Below are 20284 nucleotides of genomic sequence, written 5' to 3' on the forward strand. Positions count from 1 at the left end.
TTGCGGTCGATCGTCGTCTGGCCAGGGCAGACACCGGTGCAGACCGTACAGCGTACCCGCAGACCGGCTTCCGGTTGAAATCCGGTCCCAGTTGGACGCAATCTGTACACATCGGGTGCGCGCGGCGCTACGATGCGCCGCCTTCCGGCACAGGCAGGAGGTGCCTCATGGCACACACAATGCGACGACAGGCCGCCCCCGCCGGGCTTCTCTCCACCGACGGCAAGCCACATCCGCTCCAGGACTCCCTGATGGCGGCGACCCTGGTGCTCGGCGCCGTCGCCTTCATCACAGCGATGTTCCACAACCTCCACCTGCTCAGCTCGTGGGCGGGCCTCATCGGCATCGGCACCGGTGCGTACGGCCAGTTCATCTCGGCGACCACCAGGGAGCGCTTCCTGCTGATCCTGGGACTCGGCGCGTCGGCGGTCGGCTTCTATCTCGGCATGGCGCACGGCGGTCTGTTCGGCGGCGTCCTCGGCTGACGGACGCCCGCGGCGCGGTGCCGTCCGCGCGGCGGACGGCACCGTCCGCCGCGCCCGCCGGGTCCCGCGGACCGACGGGTCCCCACGGACGGCGCATCGGGGGCGGACCTCGGCGAACGGCGCGGCGGGGCCCTGTCCGGCCGCTTCCGCCCCCGGGCGCCGGACGGCTCCTGCGCACAACCATTCGGGGCGCTTCCCGGGCGCAGTAGGCTTCGGCGCGAGAGCCGGAGCCCCTGAACCCATGGGGACACACCTGCCGAGGAGCGCCCCGCATGAGCCTGACCCTGAGGACCATCAGCCGTGAGCAGCATCTGGCGTACATCCAGACACTGCCCTCGGCCAGTCACTGCCAGGTCCCTGCATGGGCGGACGTGAAGACCGAATGGCGCTCGGAGAACCTGGGCTGGTTCGACCGGAGCGGTGAGCTCGTCGGCGTCGGTCTGGTGCTCTACCGCCAGCTCCCCAAGATCAAGCGCTACCTCGCGTACCTCCCCGAGGGCCCGGTCATCAACTGGTACGCCCCGAACCTGGACGACTGGCTGCAGCCGATGCTGGCCCACCTGAAGAACCAGGGCGCCTTCTCCGTGAAGATGGGCCCTCCGGTCGTGATCCGGCGCTGGGACGCCCCCGCGATCAAGGCCGGCATCCAGGACCCGGACGTCAAGCGCCTGCGCGACGTCGAGGCCACCCACATCGAGCCGCGCGCCTTCGAGGTCGCCGACCGGCTCCGCAAGATGGGCTGGCAGCAGGGCGAGGACGGCGGCGCCGGCTTCGGCGACGTGCAGCCCCGGTACGTCTACCAGGTGCCGCTCGCCAACCGTTCGCTGGACGACGTCCTCAAGGGCTTCAACCAGCTGTGGCGCCGCAACATCAAGAAGGCCGAGAAGGCCGGTGTCGAGGTCGTCCAGGGCCGCTACGAGGACCTCGCCGAGTGGCAGCGCCTCTACGAGATCACCGCCGAGCGGGACCGCTTCCGGCCGCGCCCCCTCTCCTACTTCCAGCGCATGTGGACCGTCCTCAACAACGAGGACCCCAACCGGATGCGCCTCTACTTCGCCCGTCACAACGGCGTGAACCTCTCCGCGGCGACCATGCTCGTCGTCGGCGGCCACGTCTGGTACTCCTACGGCGCCTCCGACAACATCGGCCGGGAGGTGCGGCCCTCCAACGCCATGCAGTGGCGCATGCTGCGCGACGCGTACGCGATGGGCGCCACGGTGTACGACCTGCGGGGCATCAGCGACTCGCTGGACGAGACGGACCACCTCTTCGGCCTCATCCAGTTCAAGGTCGGCACGGGCGGCGAGGCCGTCGAGTACGTGGGCGAGTGGGACTTCCCGCTGAACAAGCTGCTCCACAAGGCACTCGACATCTACATGTCGCGCCGCTAGACCGGCCGCACCCACTCGCCGCCCCGTACGGGCCGGCGGGTCCGTAGTCTCGTACACGTCCCCCCGTCACACCGAAGTCACCAGATCACCAGAAAGGTCCCGGGCCTGCCATGGCGCTCTCCCTCTACGTAGACACCGCGCGCTGGCGGGCTCACCAGAAGTCGGTGATCGACCAGTTCCCCGGCCTCGTGCCGGTCTGCAAGGGCAACGGGTACGGCTTCGGCCACGAGCGGCTCTCCGAGGAGGCGGCCCGCTTCGGCTCCGACATGCTGGCCGTGGGCACGACCTACGAGGCCGCGCGGATCAAGGACTGGTTCGGCGGCGACCTGCTGGTGCTGACGCCCTTCCGGCGCGGTGAGGAGCCGGTGCCGCTGCCGGACCGGGTGATCCGGTCCGTCTCCTCGGTGGACGGCGTGCACGCCCTGGTCGGCGCGCGGGTCGTCATCGAGTGCATGAGCTCGATGAAGCGCCACGGCATCACCGAGCAGGAGCTCGGTCAGCTGCACGCCGCGATCGAGGACGTCCGCCTGGAGGGCTTCGCCCTCCACCTCCCGCTGGACCGCACCGACGGCTCGGACGCCGTCGAGGAGGTCATCGGCTGGATGGACCGGCTGCGCGCGGCCCGGCTGCCGCTGCACACGATGTTCGTCAGCCATCTGCGCGCCGAGGAGCAGGCACGGCTCCAGCAGCAGTTCCCCCAGACCCGCTTCCGCGCGCGGATCGGCACCCGGCTGTGGCTGGGCGACCACGAGGCGACCGAGTACCGCGGCGCGGTGCTCGACGTCACGCGTGTGGCGAAGGGAGACCGCTTCGGCTACCGCCAGCAGAAGGCGGCGTCGGACGGCTGGCTGGTCGTCGTGGCCGGCGGCACCTCCCACGGTGTGGGTCTGGAGGCGCCCAAGGCGCTGCACGGTGTGATGCCGCGGGCCAAGGGCGTGGCCCGCGCGGGACTGGCGACCGTGAACCGCAATCTGTCGCCGTTCGTCTGGGCGGGCAAGCAGCGCTGGTTCGCCGAGCCGCCGCACATGCAGGTGTCCATCCTCTTCGTGCCGGCCGACGCCCAGGAGCCGAGGGTGGGCGACGAACTGGTGGCCCATCTGCGGCACACCACGACACAGTTCGACCGTCTGGTCGAGCGCTAGGACGAGTGCCGGGGGGCGCACGGCGCCCCCCGGAAGCCGTCAGACGGCCGGCTGGGACTCCTTCTCCGCGCCGGGCCCCGCTTCCTTGCCCCAGTCGACCCGCGGCCCCTCCACGGCCCGTGCCGCGTCCTGCTCACGCCGGGCGGCGTTGCCGAGGACGTACACGTCGTCCGCACCGTCGAGCACGCCGCCCGAGGGGTCGTCCGACCCGTCCGTCCGGACGCCGTCGCGCTCGGGCTTCAGGATGTCCCTGACGATCACCGCGCAGAGGTAGAGCGTCCCGAGCAGGTGCAGCGCGATCGCCAGCTGGTAGCCCTCGGGAGGCAGTCCCTGGTGCTTCTCACCGGAGGTGTACGCGAGGTACATCCAGATCCCCAGGAAGTACATGACCTCGCACGCCTGCCACACGAGGAAGTCCCGCCAGCGGGGGCGCGCCAGCGCGGCGAGCGGGATCAGCCAGAGCACGTACTGCGGCGAGTAGACCTTGTTGGTGAGGATGAACACCGCCACCAGCAGGAAGGCGAGCTGGGCGAAGCGGGGCCGCCGGGGTGCGGTGAGGGTGAGCACGCACAGGCCGGCGAAGGCGGCGACCACCAGCAGGATCGCGGTGTCGTTGACCGTCTGCACGTCGATCGGCTCGCCGGTGCGCTGGGTGATCACCAGCCAGAACGAACCGAAGTCGATCTGCCGTTCCTGGCTGAACGTGTAGAACTTCTTCCAGCCCTCGGGGGCGAGGAGCATGACCGGCAGGTTCACCACCAGCCAGGCGCCCGCCGCGGCCAGCGAGGCCGTGAAGAATTCCCGCCACTTCCCCGTGCGCCAGCACAGCGGCAGCAGCGGAGCCAGCAGGAAGACGGGGTAGAGCTTGGCCGCGGTCGCCAGACCGATCAGGATGCCGAACGCCAGCACGCGCCCGCGGGACCACATCAGCATCGCCGCGGCGGTCAGGGCCACCGCGAAGAGGTCCCAGTTGATGGTCGCGGTCAGGGCGAAGGCCGGGGCCAGGGCCACCAGCAGACCGTCCCAGGGGCGGCTGCGGTGCGTCCGGGCGGTGCAGACGGCGATGACGGCCGTGCAGGCCATCAGCATGCCGGCGTTGACCAGCCAGTACAGCTGCTCCTGCTGCATGACGTCGGCGTCGGAGATGCCCAGCGCGAAGCCGATGTCACTGATCCACGCGGCCACCTGCATGAACAGGCCGGTCAGCACGGGGTATTCGAGGTACTGCATGTCGCCGGGCAGCCGGTCGAAGTACGGGATCAGCCCTTCGGAGAAGCCCCGCCCCAGGTAGAGGTGGGGGATGTCCGAGTAGCAGGCGTGGGTGTACTGGGAGTTGGTCCCGCGGAACCAGGCCCAGTTGTAGCAGGGCAGCTTCTGCACCATGCCCAGGGCGAACAGGCCGATCGCGGTCAGGGCCACGACGGCCACCGGGGTGAGCCTGCGGCCGGCGTCGGGCAGCGCCCTGCGGCCCGCGGGGCCGCCGATCAGCTCGCTGCCCGCCCTCGCGACGCTGTCCCGCAGGGTGGGAGCCACCTCGGGACGCTCCCGCCGCGGGGACCGGTCCTCGTTCACGCTCGTCTCTTCTGCGCTGGGCATGGTGCACATCCTGCCGTAAGGCGGCGCGGACACGGCGAGGGCCGTCGCATCCCGGCCGCCGCGCGAGCGCAGCGAGGGGATGCGACGGCCCGTGAAGCCGTGCGGAGTGCGGGGCGGACCCGCGGCGGCTAGGCCCTTTCGTTCGGATCAGGGCACGTGAGCCCGCCAGGATCCGAACGAGAGGCCCTAGGTTCTGTCCGGCGGATCATGTGACTTTCCGACCGGTCGCTCGTTGGTTGGGGTATGGGTCGGGGGGATCTGACGAATCACGAGTGGTCGCTGCTGGAGCCGCATCTGCCTCCAAAGGGTCGCCGGGGTGGCCGGTGGAACGACCACCGCACCGTGATCAACGGGATCCTGTTCCGGGTTCGTACCGGTGTTCCGTGGCGCGATCTGCCGGAACGTTACGGGCCGTGGAAGACCGTCTATGAGCGGCATCGCCGCTGGTCGGCGGATGGCACCTGGGACCGGATCCTGCAGTCGGTCCAGGCCGACGCCGACCTCGCGGGCCGGATCGACTGGTCGATGGTCGGCGTCGACTCGACGTCCTGCCGGGCTCATCAGCACGCGGCCGGCGCCCGCAAAGCCAAGCCGCGGGTCCCGAAAAAAGGACGACGCCCCGGCACCACCGCCCCGACGAGGGACTCGGACGGTCCCGGGGCGGCCTGACTTGCAAGATCCACCTCGCGGGTGAAGGAGGCTGCCGCCCCATGGCCTTTCTGGTCACGCCTGGCCAGTGGGGCGATGCCCCCCAGATGGTTGAGGTCCTGGACCGGATCCGGGTCCCCAGACCGCTGGGTGGACGGCCCCGAACCCGGCCCGAGCACGTCAGCGGCGACAAGGCATACAGCTCCCGCCGAAACCGCCGCTACCTTCGAAGACGCCGCATCCGGCACACAATCCCGGAACCCAAGGACCAGCAGGCCAACCGTCGACGCAAAGGCAGAGAAGGCGGCAGGCCCACCGGCTTCCACCGCGACCACTACCGGCGCCGCAACGAGGTCGAGCGGACCATCAACCGGCTGAAGAACTCCCGCGCAGTCGCTACTCGTTACGACAAGCGGGCCTACGTCTTCCACGGGACCGTCACCGCCGCAGCGATCCGGCTCTGGCTTCGGCAGTGATCCGCCGGACAGAACCTAGGTGCCGTCGGACCCGCCGATCCATCCTCCGCCGCTGCCGTTGCCACCGCCGTTGTTTCCTCCGGGCGGCTCCTGCGACGTGCTGGGACTCGGGGAGATCCCGCCGTTGGTGGCTCCCTGGTCGCTGCCCTGGTCGGTCCCGCCGGCCGGCTGGCAGGTCCAGTCCTCCCACCGGTTGCACGACTCGGACGGCTGCGGCGTGATCGAGGGGCTCGGCGTCGGGGACGGGCTGTTGCTGGGCGTCGGGGTCGGGGTCGGGCTGGCGGTGGGCGTGGGCTCGGGGCTCTTGGCGCCGCCGCCCCAGACGGCCTCGCCGTCGAGCTCGCCCGGCTTGCCGAAGTCGATGGCCTTCTCGCCCTTGAGGGCCTGGGTCATGTAGTCGTGCCAGATCTGCGAGGGGAACGACGAGCCGTGGATCTTCGGCTGGTCACCCGTGCCGTACATGTCCTCGAACTGGCGGTTCTTGTTCTTCTCGTTGTCGTCGAGCCGGTACATGTCGATGGCGGTCGACAGCTGCGGCGTGTAGCCCACGAACCAGGCCTGCTTGTTGCCGTCGGTGGTACCGGTCTTGCCGGCCACGTCGCGGCCCGGGATACGCGCCTTGCGGCCGGTGCCCTCGTCGTTGTCGACGACGTCGCGGAGCACATCGGTCACGTTGGTCGCCACGGCCTTGCTGAACGGCCGCTTCACCTCGTCCTCGTGCTCGTAGATCGTCTGGCCCTCGTACTCGACCTTGGTCACGGAGAACGGGTCGCGCTGCTCGCCCTCGGCGGCGAAGGTGCCGTAGGCGCCCGCCATGCGGATCGCGCTGGGCGAGGAGATGCCGAGCGAGAAGGACGGCACGTCGCCCTTGACCAGGCTGCCCTCCAGCAGACCGGCGTCGATCGCGGCCTGCCGCACCTGCGGGATGCCGATGTCCATGCCGAGCTGCACGTAGGGCGAGTTGGCGGAGCGGATCATCGCACGGCGCAGGCTCATGTCGGGGTAGTCGGCGTCGTCGTCGTTGACCTGCTGCCACTCCTTGCCGTTCTCGTCGTGCCAGACGCTGCGGTCGTAGTTGCGGATCGTCAGCTTGTTCTTCCCGCTGTAGCGGCTCTTGTCCGGGTCGACGATGGTCCGCTCGCTGCTGCCCTGCTCCTTGCCGAGCTCGGGGTCGCGGACGCCGTCGCGCATCGCGGCGGCCAGCACGAACGGCTTGAAGGTCGAGCCGACCTGGGCGCCGGTGGCGTCGGCGTTGTTGGTGAAGTGCTTGGTCGCGTCCGTACCGCCGTAGATGGCGATGATCTTGCCGGTCTTCGGTTCGACGGACGCCCCGCCGAACTGCACATGGGTGTCGGTCTTGGGCCGCTTCTTCGGATCGATGTACTCGTCCTGGATCTTCTTGACGGCCTTCTCGAGCTCCGTGACCTTCTTCTTGTCGAAGGTCGTGTGGATCTCGTAGCCGCCCTGGGCGAGCTTGACCGAGTCGACGCCCTGGTCGTTGTTGTTGATGAAGTTCGCCTTGGCCAGGTCGACCAGGTAGCCGATCTGGCCGCTCAGCTGGGCGTTCTTCTTCAGCGGGTCGGGCATCGGGAACTCGGTGTACTTGGCGCGCTCGGCCGCGTCCAGGTGACCGTCCTTGACCATCTCGTCGAGGATCCAGCCCCAGCGCTCGGTGGCCCGCTCCAGGTTCCCCTTGGCGGTCGCCTTGGCGTCGATCTCGGGGGCGCCGGCCGGGTCGAAGTACGTGGCGCCCTTCAGCAGCGCGGCCAGGAAGGCGCACTGGCTGGCGTTGAGCTCGTTGGCGTCCTTGCCGTAGTAGGTGCGGGCGGCCGCCTGGATGCCGTACGCGCCGCGGCCGTAGTAGGCCGTGTTGAGGTACCCGGCCATGACCTCGGGCTTCTTCACCTCGGTGTCGATCTTGATCGAGATGAAGAGTTCCTTGAGCTTCCGGGTCGCCGTCTGCGACTGGTCGTTCAGCCGGTTGTTCTTCACGTACTGCTGGGTGATGGTCGAGCCGCCCTGGGTCTGCCCGCCCGTCGCCATGTTCAGCACGGCGCGGCCGATGCCGCGGGGGTCGATGCCCGAGTCCTTCCAGAACGTCTTGTTCTCGGCCGAGACCACCGCGTTCATCATCTCGCGCGGGATCTGGTCGAAGGCGATGATCTGCCGGTTGGTCTCACCACCGGTCGCGGCCATCTGCGAGCCGTCGGCCCAGTAGTAGACGTTGTTCTGCGCGGTCGCCGTCTTGTCCGGGTCCGGAATCCCCACCATGGCGTACGCGATCGTCGCGGCGCCCATGACGGTCCCGAGGAAGGCGAAGCACAGGCCCGTCACGAGCTTCCAGGACGGCACCCAGCGGCGCCATCCGTACTTGCCGTGGCGCGGGTAGTCGATGATCCGCTTCCTGCCCGGCCCGCGGCCCGCACCGCCCGCACCGGCGCCACCGCCGGTGCCCCGGCGGCCTCCGCCGCGGCCGCCGGCGCCGCCGTGGCCGGCGGACGCCGATTCGTCCGTCCGCCGGCGCCCGCCCCGCTGGGCGGCGCGGCGGGCTTCGGCACGGCCTCCGTAGGGCCGCTCCTCCTCGCCGTAGGAGGCGGAGGGGGAAGCGGGGGTGGCACTTCGGCCCGGCGCCGCACGGCGGCCGGAAGACTGCTGTGCGGCGCGACGGGCCGCGGCGCGACCGCCACCCTGCGGCTGTGGCGGTTTGCGACGGTGCTCGCTCATCGAACGACTACTCCTCGGGCAGGCGAGACGCCTGGAAGCGGCAGTTGATTTCCGGTCCCCCCGAAATGGATACGGACGAACTCCTGGCAGAGCTCATCCGCTGCGCATCCACGGCGATGACGCTCGGCGGCGTCACTTGGTTCCCGGTGGTCTGCATGCCGCACAGACTACGCACGCTCAAAACCTGCCCAGCCCTGAAGTTCACCCCAAATCAGGCAGTTCGCCTGCTGTGAATTGGTGATGTGACGCCGTTCACGATGCCCCCTCTTGTCGCAGCAGGAACGCCGTTCTATCGTGCTGATGTATCGACTCGATACATCAGCACGACACATCGGACAGACATACGGACCCCGTACGGCGAGGGAGGCGGCAGTGAGCAGGCGCTCAGGCATCCTCGAGTTCGCCGTACTCGGACTGCTCCGTGAAGCCCCGATGCACGGATACGAGCTGCGCAAGCGGCTCAACACCTCGCTGGGAGTCTTCCGGGCCTTCAGCTACGGAACCCTCTACCCCTGCCTCAAGACGCTGGTCGCCAACGGCTGGTTGATCGAGGAGCCGGGACACGCACCCGAGGACGCCCTCGCCGCCTCCCTCGCGGGGCGGCGGGCGAAGATCGTCTACCGGTTGACGGCCGAGGGGAAGGAGCACTTCGAGGAGCTCCTCTCCCACACCGGACCCGATGCCTGGGAGGACGAGCACTTCGCCGCCCGTTTCGCCTTCTTCGGCCAGACGGAGCGTGACGTGCGGATGCGCGTGCTGGAGGGGCGCCGCAGCCGGCTGGAAGAGCGCCTGGAGAAGATGCGCGCCTCTCTCGCCCGCACCCGTGAACGCCTCGACGACTACACGCTCGAACTGCAGCGGCACGGCATGGAGTCCGTGGAGCGTGAAGTGCGCTGGCTGAACGAGCTCATCGAGAGCGAGCGGGCGGGACGGGATCAGCGACAACCGTCCCCCGGGAACACCGCTCAGCAGGACAACACATCTGGAGCGACGGACGGCCTGCCCCGGCGTGGCGAGAACCGCGGGGAGACCTCTCCCGGCGACTCCTCCCCGCCGGATCCGTCCGACGACACCGCCAAGTGAGACCCCGCGCTCCGCAGGGTTTCATCCGGAATACCGAGAACACACAGGGAGCAACCGGAATGGGTTCGGTTCGCGTAGCCATCGTCGGCGTGGGCAACTGCGCCGCCTCGCTGGTGCAGGGCGTCGAGTACTACAAGGACGCCGACCCGGCCGGCAAGGTGCCGGGTCTGATGCACGTCCAGTTCGGCGAGTACCACGTCCGCGACGTCGAGTTCGTCGCCGCCTTCGACGTGGACGCCAAGAAGGTCGGCCTCGACCTGGCCGACGCCATCGGCGCCAGCGAGAACAACACCATCAAGATCTGCGACGTGCCGTCCACCGGCGTCACCGTGCAGCGCGGCCACACCCTGGACGGCCTGGGCAAGTACTACCGCCAGACCATCGAGGAGTCCGCCGAGACCCCGGTCGACATCGTCCAGACCCTCAAGGACCGGCAGGTCGACGTCCTGGTCTGCTACCTGCCCGTGGGCTCCGAGGACGCTGCGAAGTACTACGCGCAGTGCGCCATCGACGCCAAGGTCGCGTTCGTCAACGCCCTCCCGGTCTTCATCGCCGGCACCAAGGAGTGGGCGGACAAGTTCACCGAGGCCGGTGTCCCGATCGTCGGCGACGACATCAAGTCCCAGGTCGGCGCCACCATCACGCACCGCGTGATGGCGAAGCTGTTCGAGGACCGCGGTGTCATCCTGGACCGCACCATGCAGCTGAACGTCGGCGGCAACATGGACTTCAAGAACATGCTCGAGCGTGAGCGCCTGGAGTCCAAGAAGATCTCGAAGACGCAGGCCGTCACCTCGCAGATCCCCGACCGCGAGCTGGGCGAGAAGAACGTCCACATCGGCCCGTCGGACTACGTCGCGTGGCTCGACGACCGCAAGTGGGCGTACGTGCGCCTCGAGGGCCGCGCCTTCGGCGACGTCCCGCTGAACCTGGAGTACAAGCTCGAGGTCTGGGACTCCCCGAACTCCGCGGGTGTCATCATCGACGCCGTGCGCGCGGCGAAGATCGCCAAGGACCGTGGCGTCGGCGGCCCGATCCTCTCGGCCTCCTCGTACTTCATGAAGTCCCCGCCGGTGCAGTACTTCGACGACGAGGCTCGTGAGAACGTCGAGAAGTTCATCAAGGGCGAGGTGGAGAGCTAAGCGCTCCGTCCCACCGCTCATCGAGGAGGGTCCCCGGGTCACTGCCCCGGGGACCCTCCTCGTATGTGAGGCTTGCTCGCATGTCCGCCGTGGGTGATCTGCGCGTCCTTCTGCGCCTGACGAACTTCCGCCGGCTTCTGGCGGTCCGACTGCTGTCCCAGTCGGCCGACGGCGTCTTCCAGGTCGCCCTCGCCACCTACGTGGTCTTCTCGCCGGAACGCCAGACCTCTCCCGCGGCCATCGCCTCCGCCATGGCCGTCCTTCTGCTGCCCTACTCCGTCGTCGGGCCCTTCGCCGGCGTCCTGCTGGACCGCTGGCGGCGGCGCCAGGTGCTGCTCCACGGAAACCTCCTCCGGGCGGCACTCGCCTGCTGCACCGCGCTCCTCATCCTGCTGTCCGTGCCCGACTGGCTCTTCTACGCCTCCGCGCTCACGGTCACCGGGGTCAACCGCTTCGTCCTGGCAGGACTGTCCGCCTCGCTGCCGCGCGTCGTCGACTCCGAACAACTCGTCGTGGCCAACTCGCTGTCGCCGACCGCCGGCACCCTGGCCGCGACCGCGGGCGGCGGGCTGGCCTTCGTGGTGCGTCTCCTCGTCTCGGAGTCCGACGCCGCGGTGGTTCTTCTGGCGGCGCTCCTCTACCTCTCCTCCGCGCTCATGAGCCTGCGGATGAGCCGCGCTCTGCTCGGCCCCGACCCGGACGTGCTCCAGCCCCGCCTCGTCGCAGCCCTGGTGTCCACCGCCCGCGGGCTCCTGGACGGCCTGCGCCATCTGAAGGACCGGCCGCAGGCCGCTCACGCACTCGCCGCCATGACGCTGCTCCGTTTCTGCTACGGCGCCCTCACGGTCATGGTCCTCATGCTCTGCCGGTACGCCTGGTCCGAGACGGACTCCGACGGCCTGGCGCTGCTCGGCCTCGCCCTCGGCATCTCGGGTGCCGGCTTCTTCGCCGCGGCCGTCCTCTCCCCCTGGGCGGTGGAGCGGTTCGGCCGCTACGGATGGATGGCGGTCTGCGCGGGAACCGCCGCGGTCATGGAACCCGCACTGGCGCTCCCCTTCGCTCCCGCTCCGATGCTGGCCGCCGCGTTCCTCCTGGGACTGGTCACCCAGGGAGCGAAGATCGCCACGGACACCGTCGTCCAGACATCGGTGGACGACGCCTACCGGGGCCGGGTCTTCGCGCTCTACGACATGCTCTTCAACATCGCGTTCGTCGGAGCGGCGGGCATCGCGGCCCTGATGCTGCCGCCCGACGGCCGCTCGGTGCCCCTGGTGGTGATGGTGGCGGTCATCTACGCCACCGTGTGCGGGACGCTCCTCCGGTGGCGCCACGGAAGGGCCACGGCCCACTGACGCCGGGAGGTCGTGTTTCACGTGAAACACGACCTCCCGCAGAGCGGTGGGTGCGATGTTTCACGTGAAACATCGCACCCACCGACTCTCCCCGAGCCGGGGTTCAGCGCTGCGCGGCCCACCACTCCTTCAGCGCCGCGACCGCCGCGTCACGCTCCATGGGGCCGTTCTCCAGCCTGAGGTCGAGAAGGAACGCATACGCCTTGCCGATCAGGGGTCCGGGGCCGATCCCGAGGACCTGCTGGATCTCGTTGCCGTCGAGGTCGGGCCGGATGGAGTCGAGCTCCTCCTGCTCCTGGAGCTGGGCGATGCGGTCCTCCAGGCCGTCGTAGGCACGGGAGAGCGCGGCCGCCTTGCGCTTGTTCCGCGTGGTGCAGTCCGACCGGGTCAGCTTGTGCAGACGGTCGAGCAGCGGCCCGCCGTCCCGCACGTACCGGCGGACAGCGGAGTCGGTCCACTCGCCCGTACCGTACCCGTGGAACCGCAGATGCAGCTCGACCAGCCGCGACACGTCCTTGACCATGTCGTTGGAGTACTTGAGGGCCGTCATCCGCTTCTTCGTCATCTTCGCTCCCACCACCTCGTGGTGGTGGAAGGAGACCCGGCCGTCCTTCTCGAAGCGGCGCGTCCGCGGCTTGCCGATGTCGTGCAGGAGAGCGGCCAGACGCAGCACCAGGTCAGGGCCGTCCTGCTCCAGGTCGATGGCCTGGTCGAGCACGGTGAGTGAGTGCTCGTACACGTCCTTGTGCCGGTGGTGCTCGTCGCTTTCCAGGCGAAGCGCCGGAAGTTCGGGCAGAACGTGCGCGGCCAGCCCGGTGTCGACCAGCAGCGCCAGCCCCTTGCGGGGATGTGCGGCCAGCAGCAGCTTGTTCAGCTCGTCCCGCACCCGCTCGGCGGAGACGATCTCGATGCGCGCGGCCATGGAGGTCATGGCCTCCACCACCTCCGGCGCGACCTCGAAGTCCAGCTGCGCGGCGAAGCGGGCCGCCCGCATCATCCGCAGCGGGTCGTCGGAGAAGGACTCCTCGGGCGTGCCCGGCGTCCGCAGAACCCGTGCGGCGAGGTCTTCGAGGCCGCCGTGCGGGTCGATGAACTCCTTCTCCGGGAGGGCCACGGCCATGGCGTTCACCGTGAAGTCGCGCCGGACGAGGTCGTCCTCGATGGAGTCGCCGTAGGAGACCTCGGGCTTGCGGGACGTCCTGTCGTACGCCTCCGAACGGTAGGTCGTGACCTCGATCTCGAACCGCTGGACGTCGTCCCCGACCCGGCCCTCCTTCTGCGCCCCGACCGTTCCGAAGGCGATACCGACGTCCCAGACGGAGTCGGCCCACGGTCGGATGATCTTCAACACGTCCTCGGGCCGGGCGTCCGTGGTGAAGTCCAGATCGTTCCCGAGCCGCCCGAGCAGCGCATCGCGCACCGATCCGCCGACCAGGGCGAGACGGAAACCGGCATCCTGGAAACGTCGGGCGAGATCGTCGGCCACCGGTGAGACCCGCAGGAGTTCGCTCACCGCGCGGCGCTGCACCTGGCTCAGGGCTGTGGGGCTGTCTTCATTGGCGTTCGGCACAGCTGAAAAGGGTACGTGCCCCGGCCGGCCGAAGCAGTCGGGTTACCTCCGGCTCCCGGGGCCGTACCTCACGGGTTCGTCACGATCTCCCTGTGGCGATCTTGTGGAGCAGACTGCGGCACTTCGACACAGCGGGTCTCGTTACCATGCGTGGACGCAAGGACCAGAGAACCACCAAGGGCAAGCAGACGACGAGGGACGGGCGAGCGCGTGGCCGAGGCGGCAGACACCCAGGGGATGCGCACTCCTCCGGCCCGCCGGTGGCTGCGGCGCACAGCCTCCGTGATCGTGGGGCTACCGCTCGTGGCCGGTCTGCTGGGCGGACCCGGCGCTCCGGGAGCCGCCGCGGCCGAGGACGCCACCGGCAGCAGCACCGTGGACGTGTCCTTGAACACCATGACGCCGGCCTCCCCCGGTGAGAAGGACACGATCAGGATCACGGGCACCGTGGTCAACCGCGGGAAGCAGCCGATCACCGACGCCCAGGTCGATCTCCGCGTCGGACAGCAGCTCACCGGCCGCACCGCCATCGACCGCGCCGCCGAGCGGGTGGCGGACGGCAGGTCCTTCGATCCGATCCTCGACGGGTCGCGGATCGACGACAAGTACGCGGTGGAGATCCCGCGGCTGGCCTCAGGCGTCAGCCACGACTTCTCGCTCTCCGTACCGGCCGGCCAGCTCGATCTCGACGAGGACGGTGGCGTCTACCAGCTCGGGGTGTCGCTCACGGGCCAGACCGAGGCCCTGCGCTTCGACCAGGTGCTGGGCATCGAGCGGACCTTCCTGCCCTGGCAGCCCGAGGCGACCGAGAAGCGGACCCAGCTCACCTATCTCTGGCCGCTGATCTCGACCACCCACCTCACCTCGGAAACCGGCTCCGACGAGCAGCAGACCCCGGTCTTCGAGGACGAGTCACTGGTCGCCGAGCTGGCACCCGGCGGACGCCTCGAGCAGATGGTCTCGCTCGGCGCGCAGCTCCCCGTGACCTGGGTCGTCGACCCTGATCTGCTCGCCACCGTCGATGCCATGGCCGAGGGGTACGTCGTCCGGCAGGGCGACACCACCGTCCCCGGCGGCGAGAAGAACCGGAAGATCGCCCAGGAGTGGCTCAACGAGCTCGGAAAGGCGGTGCAGGGCCGCACGGTGGTGGCGCTGCCCTTCGCCGACCCGGACCTCGCCTCCCTGGCCCACCGCGGCAAGGCCGTGTCCGGCTCGCTCAGCCACCTGAGGCCCGCGACCGAGGTGGCCGGCACGACCGTGGAGTCGACGCTCCTCACGACGCCCTCGGTCGACTTCGCCTGGCCCGTCGACGGCGCCGTCGACTCCGCCATCGTCGACGTGGCCACGTCCGCGGGCGCAGACAACATCATCGCCCGCAGCGACAGCATCGGGGACGACCTGGCGTACACCCCGACGGCCGCGCGGCCCATCGGAGGCGGCACCACCGCGGTGGTCGCCGACTCACGGCTGTCGAAGGCCTTCGGCGGCGACATGACCCGGGCGGACGACTCGTCGCTCGCCGTACAGACCTTCCTCGCCCAGACGCTCGCCCTGACCCGCCAGGACCAGGAGAAGCAGCGCAGCATCGTCGTCGCCCCACAGCGCATGCCCACGGCCGCCCAGGCGCAGACCATGGCGCGCGCCCTGCAGGCGCTCGACGGGAAGCGCTGGACCCAGCCGCTCGACCTGCCGGCCGCCGCCGAGGCGAAGCCCGACGCGGAGGCCAACACCCGGGTGCCCCGTGCCTCCGAGTACCCGGCACGGCTGCGCAAGCAGGAGATGCCCGTCGCGGCGTTCCGCGAGATCAGCGGCACCCAGAAGAAGCTCGACATGTTCGAGGGGATCCTCACGCAGGCGGATCGCGTGAGCACCCCCTTCGGCCGGGCGATCGACCGCCAGCTGTCGACCTCCTGGCGGGGGAACCCCCAGGGCGCCCAGCAGTACCGCAGCGGGGTGCAGACCAACCTCAAGAACCTCAGCGAAGAGGTCCAGCTGATCCAGAAGTCGGACGTGACGCTCTCCGGCCGCAGCGCGATGATCCCCGTCACCGTGCAGAACCAGCTCGTCCAGGGCGTGGACGACCTGGTCCTGCGACTCACCTCACAGAGCCCCACCCGGCTCGGCCTCGACGACAAGGCCATCGCGGAGCAGCCGGTACGGGTCGGCGGCGGGCACAGCCAGACGGTGAAGTTCCCCGCCACGGCCAACGCCAACGGCCAGGTCCAGATGACGGCCCAGCTGTTCACCAGGGACGGAACCCCCTACGGCGAGTCGATGGCCTTCACCGTGAAGGTCTCGGAGATCACCCCCCAGGTGATGCTCGTCATCGCCGGCGGTGTACTGCTCCTCGTCCTCGCGGGTATCAGGATGTACACCCAGCGCCGTCGCGCGGCCGCGCTGGAGGCGGCGGAATCCGCCTCGGAGCCGCTGGAGAGGACCGCGGGGACGACACCCGGCGCCGGGACCGGCGAAGATGTCCCGGAGGCCGGAGACGGCCCGGATCCCGGGCAGGCGAGTGACCTGTCACCTGACACCCGACCGGAAAGCGCCGACCCGTCCGGCGCTGGTGAGAAAGTGGACCGTTGAGCGATGTCGTGGCCGGTCGGCCGGGGACGATGAGGTGGGGTAGTCATGAACGCGCCGTATGACGGTGACCGCGGTCAGGGCGCGGGCGGAAACCCGTCCGGCCACGGCACGCCTCAGCAGCCTCCCCACGATCCCTACGCTCCGCAGGACGCGTACGCGCAGGACCCCTATCTCCAGGACGCGTACACCCCCGATCCCTACGCGGCCCAGGACCTCTCCGCCCAGGACCCGGTGTCGGAGGCCCTCTACGACCGGTCGGCCCACCCGCCGCCGGCCCCGGGCAGCTACGAGCCGCAGAACCCGCTCTACCAGCAGCCCCCCGCGTCGCCGTACGCGCCGGACCCCCGGGTCTGGGCGCAGACGCCCCCGCCCGAGCCGGACGGCCCCTCGCGCCACCTGCCCTACGGGGACGACGCGCGGACCACCCAGTTCACCGGTGTCGACGACCTGGTGACCCGGGCGGGGGAGCAGCGGCCGGAGCCCGACGCCTTCGCACACCTCTTCCGGGACCAGCAGGCCGCCGGCGTCCCCGCGCCCGCCCCCGAGCCGGACCCGGTGGCCCCCGCGCCCGCGCCCAAGAAGCCCGCCGGGCGCGCCTCAGGGCTGCTGAAGTCCAGCGCGGTGATGGCGGCGGGAACCCTGGTCTCCCGCCTCACCGGCTTCGTGCGCAGCCTGGTGATCACGGCCGCGCTCGGCGCCGCGCTCCTCGGTGACACCTTCACCGTCGCCTACACCCTGCCGACCATGATCTACATCCTCACCGTCGGCGGTGGCCTCAACTCGGTCTTCGTCCCGCAGCTCGTCCGAGCGATGAAGAACGACGAGGACGGCGGCGAGGCGTTCGCCAACCGGCTGCTGACCCTGGTGATGGTGGCGCTGGGCGCCATCGTCGCCGTCGCCGTCTTCGCGGCGCCCCTGCTCGTCCAGCTGATGTCGGACACGATCGCGAGCGATCCGGCGGCCAACAACGTGGCCGTCACCTTCGCCCGCTACTGCCTGCCCACCATCTTCTTCATGGGCATCCACGTGGTCATGGGCCAGATCCTCAACGCCCGGGGCAAGTTCGGCGCGATGATGTGGACGCCGGTCCTCAACAACATCGTCATGATCACCACGTTCGGCCTCTTCATCTGGGTGTACGGCACCTCCGCCGAGTCCCAGATGGGTGTCCAGACGATCCCGCCGGAGGGCGTGCGCCTCCTCGGCATCGGCACCCTTCTCGGCCTGGTCGTCCAGGCCCTGGCGATGATCCCGTACCTGCGGGAGACCGGTTTCCGCTTCCGTCCCCGTTTCGACTGGAAGGGCCACGGCCTCGGCAAGACGGTCAAGCTGGCCAAGTGGACCGTGCTGTTCGTCCTCGCCAACCAGGCCGGCGTCCTCGTCGTCACCCAGCTCGCCACCGCGGCGGGCGAGGCCTCCGGCAAGCAGGGCGCCGGCTTCATCGCCTACACCAACGCCCAGCTGATCTGGGGCATGCCGCAGGCCATCATCACCGTCTCGGTGATGGCCGCCCTGCTCCCGCGACTCTCCCGCGCGGCCCACGACGGCGACCCCGGTGCGGTGCGCGACGACATCTCCCAGGGCCTGCGCAACTCCGCGGTGGCGATCGTGCCCGTCTCCTTCGCCTTCCTGGCGCTCGGGGTTCCGATGTCCACGCTGCTCTTCGCCTCCAGCGGCCACCAGGCCGCACAGGGCATGGGCTTCATCCTGATGGCCTTCGGCCTCGGCCTGATCCCGTACTCCGTCCAGTACGTCGTCCTGCGCGGTTTCTACGCCTACGAGGACACCCGGACGCCCTTCTACAACACGGTGATCGTCGCGGCGGTCAACGCGGGAGCCTCCGCTCTCTGTTACGCGCTGCTCCCCGCCCAGTGGGCGGTCGTGGGCATGGGCGCCTCCTACGGCCTCGCCTACGCGGTCGGCGTGGGCGTCGCATGGCGCCGGCTCAAGAAGCGCCTCGGCGGCGACCTGGACGGTTCCCATGTGACGCGGACCTACGCCCGGCTGTCGATGGCCTCGGTGCCCGCTGCGCTCGCGGGCGGGGCGGTGGCCTACGGGCTCACCTCCCTGCTCGGCAGTGGAGCCGGCGGGTCGCTGGTCGCGCTGGTCATCGGTGGAATCGTTCTGCTGGGCGTCTTCTTCGTCGCGGCGAAGAAGATGCGCATCGCGGAGCTCAACGCCCTGGTCGGGATGGTCCGGGGGCGTCTCGGACGGTAGGACGGTCCGGTCCTGGCACAACCATCGTCGGACGCCGTGTGTCGTGCATAGCGTCCGACTGTGGGCACAATTGGCATGGCGTGTGAGTACGGCGCAATGGATGGGGAGGCAGGAACGACGGTGGCGGAACGTAGCACGGCTGCCGTCGACGTGGCGGGCAACAGCGGGGACGAACCGCTGACAGCGCAGACGCGCGAGGCCACGACCGACGGGGCGGCTGAGACCCAGAAGACTCCGGAGACGACCGCGCCGGAAACGGACGGCGGGGCGAAGGAGACCGAACCCGCTGTCGCGGCGCCCGAACTGCACAGTGGCCACAAGCTCGCCAGACGCTACCGGCTCGAAGAATGCGTCACCCGTCTGGACGGTTTCAGCAGTTGGCGTGCCGTCGACGAGAAGCTGCGTCGAGCCGTCGGCGTGCATCTGCTGCCCGCGGACCACCCGCGTGCGCGATCCGTCCTGGCCGCCGCGCGTTCCTCCGCACTGCTCGGCGACCCCCGGTTCGTCCAGGTCCTGGATGCCGTCGAGGAGAACGAGCTCGTCTACGTCGTCCACGAATGGCTTCCGGACGCCGTCGAACTGACGACCCTGCTGGCGGCCGGCCCCCTCGAACCCCATGAGGCCTACCAGCTCGTCGAGCAGATGGCCCTGGCGATGGCCGCGGCCCACCGTGAAGGGCTCGCCCACCTCCGGCTGACCCCCGGCGCCGTGCTGCGCACGTCGACCGGCCAGTACCGCATCCGCGGCCTCGCGGTGAACGCGGCCCTTCGCGGCATCTCCGCCGAGCGCCCGCAGCGCACCGACACCGAGGCGATCGGCGCACTGCTCTACGCCGCGCTCACCCAGCGCTGGCCGTACGAGAACGACGCCTACGGGCTGACCGGCCTGCCCAAGGGCGTCGGTCTCGTCGCGCCCGACCAGGTCCGGGCGGGTGTGCATCGCGGGCTCTCCGAACTCGCGATGCGGGCACTCGTCAACGACGGCGCGACCGCGTCCCGCCAGGAGCCGGCGTGCACCACGCCGGACGAACTGGCGAAGGCGGTCGCGGCGATGCCCCGTATCCGGCCACCGGAGCCGACCTTCGCGGCGCCGCCCGACTACCAGCGCACCACGTACCAGCAGGGCAGCTACGGGCGTCCGCCGGCCGGACCCGGCGCCGGGGTCACCCAGCCGGCTCCGGTGCCCCCCGCGCCGCTCGAGAGCCGTACCGGCAGGGCGCTCAAGTGGACGGTCTCGGCTCTGCTGATCGCCGCCCTGGGCCTGGGCAGCTGGCAGGTCGCCGACAAGCTGCTCGACGGCAAGAGGGGCCAGGAGACGCCGTCCTCCGAGACGTCGACCACGGACGGCGAGAACGACAAGCCGGCCGCACCGACCCCTCTGAAGGTCCAGGCCGCCCAGGAGTACGCCCCGGACGGTTCCCCGCAGAACGCGGCCAACGTGGGCGCCACCTACGACAGCGACCCCGCCAGCTACTGGCGGACCAAGTCGTACTTCGACGGACCCGAGTTCGCCCCGTCGGTGAAGCAGGGAGTCGGCATCGTCTACGACCTCGGCAGTGAGAAAACCGTCACGGGTTCATCCATAGCGTTGCGCTACGGCGGCGAGCACACCACGATCAGCCTCTATGCCGCTGATTCCCTGTCTCCGTCCGGCCCCGTCGGTTCCATGAAGCAGATCGCCACGGGCCGGACCAGTGGATCCTCACTCGATCTGAAGGCCAAGGCCGGAACGGACGGGACCACGAGCCGCTATGTGCTCCTGTGGATGACGGCGATGCCGCACTCCCCGCAGGACGGGTTCAGCGATTCCGGCTACAAGCAGGGGATCACGGACGTCTCCTTCACCGGCTGACGGAGCAGAGGGGAGGGGGCT

At 69.8% G+C, this 20284-nt stretch carries 14 protein-coding genes; 11 read left to right on the forward strand and 3 right to left on the reverse strand.

All coding sequences use genetic code 11. From position 1 onward, the window contains the following. Positions 1-167 precede the first annotated feature (167 nt). The 3 genes from IAG43_RS15625 to IAG43_RS15635 all read left to right on the forward strand — a co-directional run bounded on the left by IAG43_RS15625 (position 168) and on the right by IAG43_RS15635 (position 3018). Positions 168-485 carry a hypothetical protein gene (locus IAG43_RS15625; protein WP_246574366.1) on the forward strand — a complete coding sequence of 106 codons (318 nt, stop codon included), beginning with the start codon at positions 168-170 and terminating at the stop codon, positions 483-485. 272 nt (positions 486-757) lie between these two features. Further along, entirely contained in the window at positions 758-1876 is a 1119-nt protein-coding gene (locus tag IAG43_RS15630) for a lipid II:glycine glycyltransferase FemX (RefSeq protein WP_147987234.1), read from the forward strand. A 110-nt stretch (positions 1877-1986) separates the two neighbouring features. Then, positions 1987-3018 (forward strand): alanine racemase, encoded by a 1032-nt coding sequence (locus IAG43_RS15635; RefSeq protein ID WP_187741332.1) that lies wholly within the window; start codon positions 1987-1989, stop codon positions 3016-3018. 39 nt (positions 3019-3057) lie between these two features. On the opposite strand, the gene IAG43_RS15640 is transcribed toward IAG43_RS15635, so the two are convergent. After that, positions 3058-4614: a glycosyltransferase family 87 protein gene (locus IAG43_RS15640; protein WP_187741333.1), complete on the reverse strand. Its 1557-nt coding sequence runs from the start codon at positions 4612-4614 to the stop codon at positions 3058-3060. A gap of 243 nt (positions 4615-4857) precedes the next feature. Between IAG43_RS15640 and IAG43_RS15645 the strand changes: the two genes are divergently transcribed. Continuing rightward, a protein-coding gene (locus IAG43_RS15645) for an IS5 family transposase (protein WP_187739230.1) occupies positions 4858-5738 on the forward strand; the annotation gives its coding sequence in 2 pieces (ribosomal slippage) (positions 4858-5218 and positions 5218-5738; 882 coding nt in all). A 15-nt stretch (positions 5739-5753) separates the two neighbouring features. On the opposite strand, the gene IAG43_RS15650 is transcribed toward IAG43_RS15645, so the two are convergent. Further along, on the reverse strand, positions 5754-8462 hold the full coding sequence (locus tag IAG43_RS15650) for a transglycosylase domain-containing protein (RefSeq protein ID WP_187741334.1): 2709 nt from the start codon (positions 8460-8462) through the stop codon (positions 5754-5756). Between the two features lie 65 nt (positions 8463-8527). Between IAG43_RS15650 and IAG43_RS15655 the strand changes: the two genes are divergently transcribed. The 4 genes from IAG43_RS15655 (at position 8528) to IAG43_RS15670 (ending at position 12039) form a co-directional block, all read left to right on the forward strand. Further along, positions 8528-8695 carry a hypothetical protein gene (locus IAG43_RS15655; protein ID WP_187741335.1) on the forward strand — a complete coding sequence of 56 codons (168 nt, stop codon included), beginning with the start codon at positions 8528-8530 and terminating at the stop codon, positions 8693-8695. A gap of 139 nt (positions 8696-8834) precedes the next feature. Beyond that, positions 8835-9545 (forward strand): PadR family transcriptional regulator, encoded by a 711-nt coding sequence (locus tag IAG43_RS15660; protein WP_187741336.1) that lies wholly within the window; start codon positions 8835-8837, stop codon positions 9543-9545. 59 nt (positions 9546-9604) lie between these two features. Beyond that, positions 9605-10687 (forward strand): inositol-3-phosphate synthase, encoded by a 1083-nt coding sequence (locus IAG43_RS15665; RefSeq protein ID WP_187741337.1) that lies wholly within the window; start codon positions 9605-9607, stop codon positions 10685-10687. Positions 10688-10767: 80 nt separating this feature from the next. After that, positions 10768-12039, forward strand: coding sequence for an MFS transporter (locus IAG43_RS15670; RefSeq protein ID WP_187741338.1), 1272 nt, complete (start codon positions 10768-10770; stop codon positions 12037-12039). 103 nt (positions 12040-12142) lie between these two features. Here IAG43_RS15670 and IAG43_RS15675 read toward each other — a convergent pair whose 3' ends face one another. Further along, positions 12143-13609, reverse strand: coding sequence for a CCA tRNA nucleotidyltransferase (locus IAG43_RS15675; RefSeq protein ID WP_187741339.1), 1467 nt, complete (start codon positions 13607-13609; stop codon positions 12143-12145). A gap of 210 nt (positions 13610-13819) precedes the next feature. Between IAG43_RS15675 and IAG43_RS15680 the strand changes: the two genes are divergently transcribed. The 3 genes from IAG43_RS15680 to IAG43_RS15690 all read left to right on the forward strand — a co-directional run bounded on the left by IAG43_RS15680 (position 13820) and on the right by IAG43_RS15690 (position 20263). Beyond that, positions 13820-16195: a DUF6049 family protein gene (locus tag IAG43_RS15680; RefSeq protein WP_187741340.1), complete on the forward strand. Its 2376-nt coding sequence runs from the start codon at positions 13820-13822 to the stop codon at positions 16193-16195. Positions 16196-16240: 45 nt separating this feature from the next. Further along, positions 16241-18412 carry a murein biosynthesis integral membrane protein MurJ gene (gene murJ / locus IAG43_RS15685; protein WP_187741341.1) on the forward strand — a complete coding sequence of 724 codons (2172 nt, stop codon included), beginning with the start codon at positions 16241-16243 and terminating at the stop codon, positions 18410-18412. A 120-nt stretch (positions 18413-18532) separates the two neighbouring features. Next, complete coding sequence (locus IAG43_RS15690; protein ID WP_187741342.1) at positions 18533-20263, forward strand: protein kinase family protein; 1731 nt, start codon at positions 18533-18535, stop codon at positions 20261-20263. The last annotated feature ends 21 nt before the right edge of the window (positions 20264-20284 follow it).

The organism is Streptomyces genisteinicus (genome assembly GCF_014489615.1).
Taxonomy (GTDB): domain Bacteria; phylum Actinomycetota; class Actinomycetes; order Streptomycetales; family Streptomycetaceae; genus Streptomyces; species Streptomyces genisteinicus.

Coding starts and splice junctions, on each gene's coding strand:
- IAG43_RS15625 (WP_246574366.1), top strand. CDS start 168: ATGGCACACACAATGCGACGACAGGCCGCCCCCGCCGGGCTTCTCTCC.
- IAG43_RS15630 (WP_147987234.1), top strand. CDS start 758: ATGAGCCTGACCCTGAGGACCATCAGCCGTGAGCAGCATCTGGCGTAC.
- IAG43_RS15635 (WP_187741332.1), top strand. CDS start 1,987: ATGGCGCTCTCCCTCTACGTAGACACCGCGCGCTGGCGGGCTCACCAG.
- IAG43_RS15640 (WP_187741333.1), bottom strand. CDS start 4,614: ATGCCCAGCGCAGAAGAGACGAGCGTGAACGAGGACCGGTCCCCGCGG.
- IAG43_RS15650 (WP_187741334.1), bottom strand. CDS start 8,462: ATGAGCGAGCACCGTCGCAAACCGCCACAGCCGCAGGGTGGCGGTCGC.
- IAG43_RS15655 (WP_187741335.1), top strand. CDS start 8,528: ATGGATACGGACGAACTCCTGGCAGAGCTCATCCGCTGCGCATCCACG.
- IAG43_RS15665 (WP_187741337.1), top strand. CDS start 9,605: ATGGGTTCGGTTCGCGTAGCCATCGTCGGCGTGGGCAACTGCGCCGCC.
- IAG43_RS15670 (WP_187741338.1), top strand. CDS start 10,768: ATGTCCGCCGTGGGTGATCTGCGCGTCCTTCTGCGCCTGACGAACTTC.
- murJ (WP_187741341.1), top strand. CDS start 16,241: ATGAACGCGCCGTATGACGGTGACCGCGGTCAGGGCGCGGGCGGAAAC.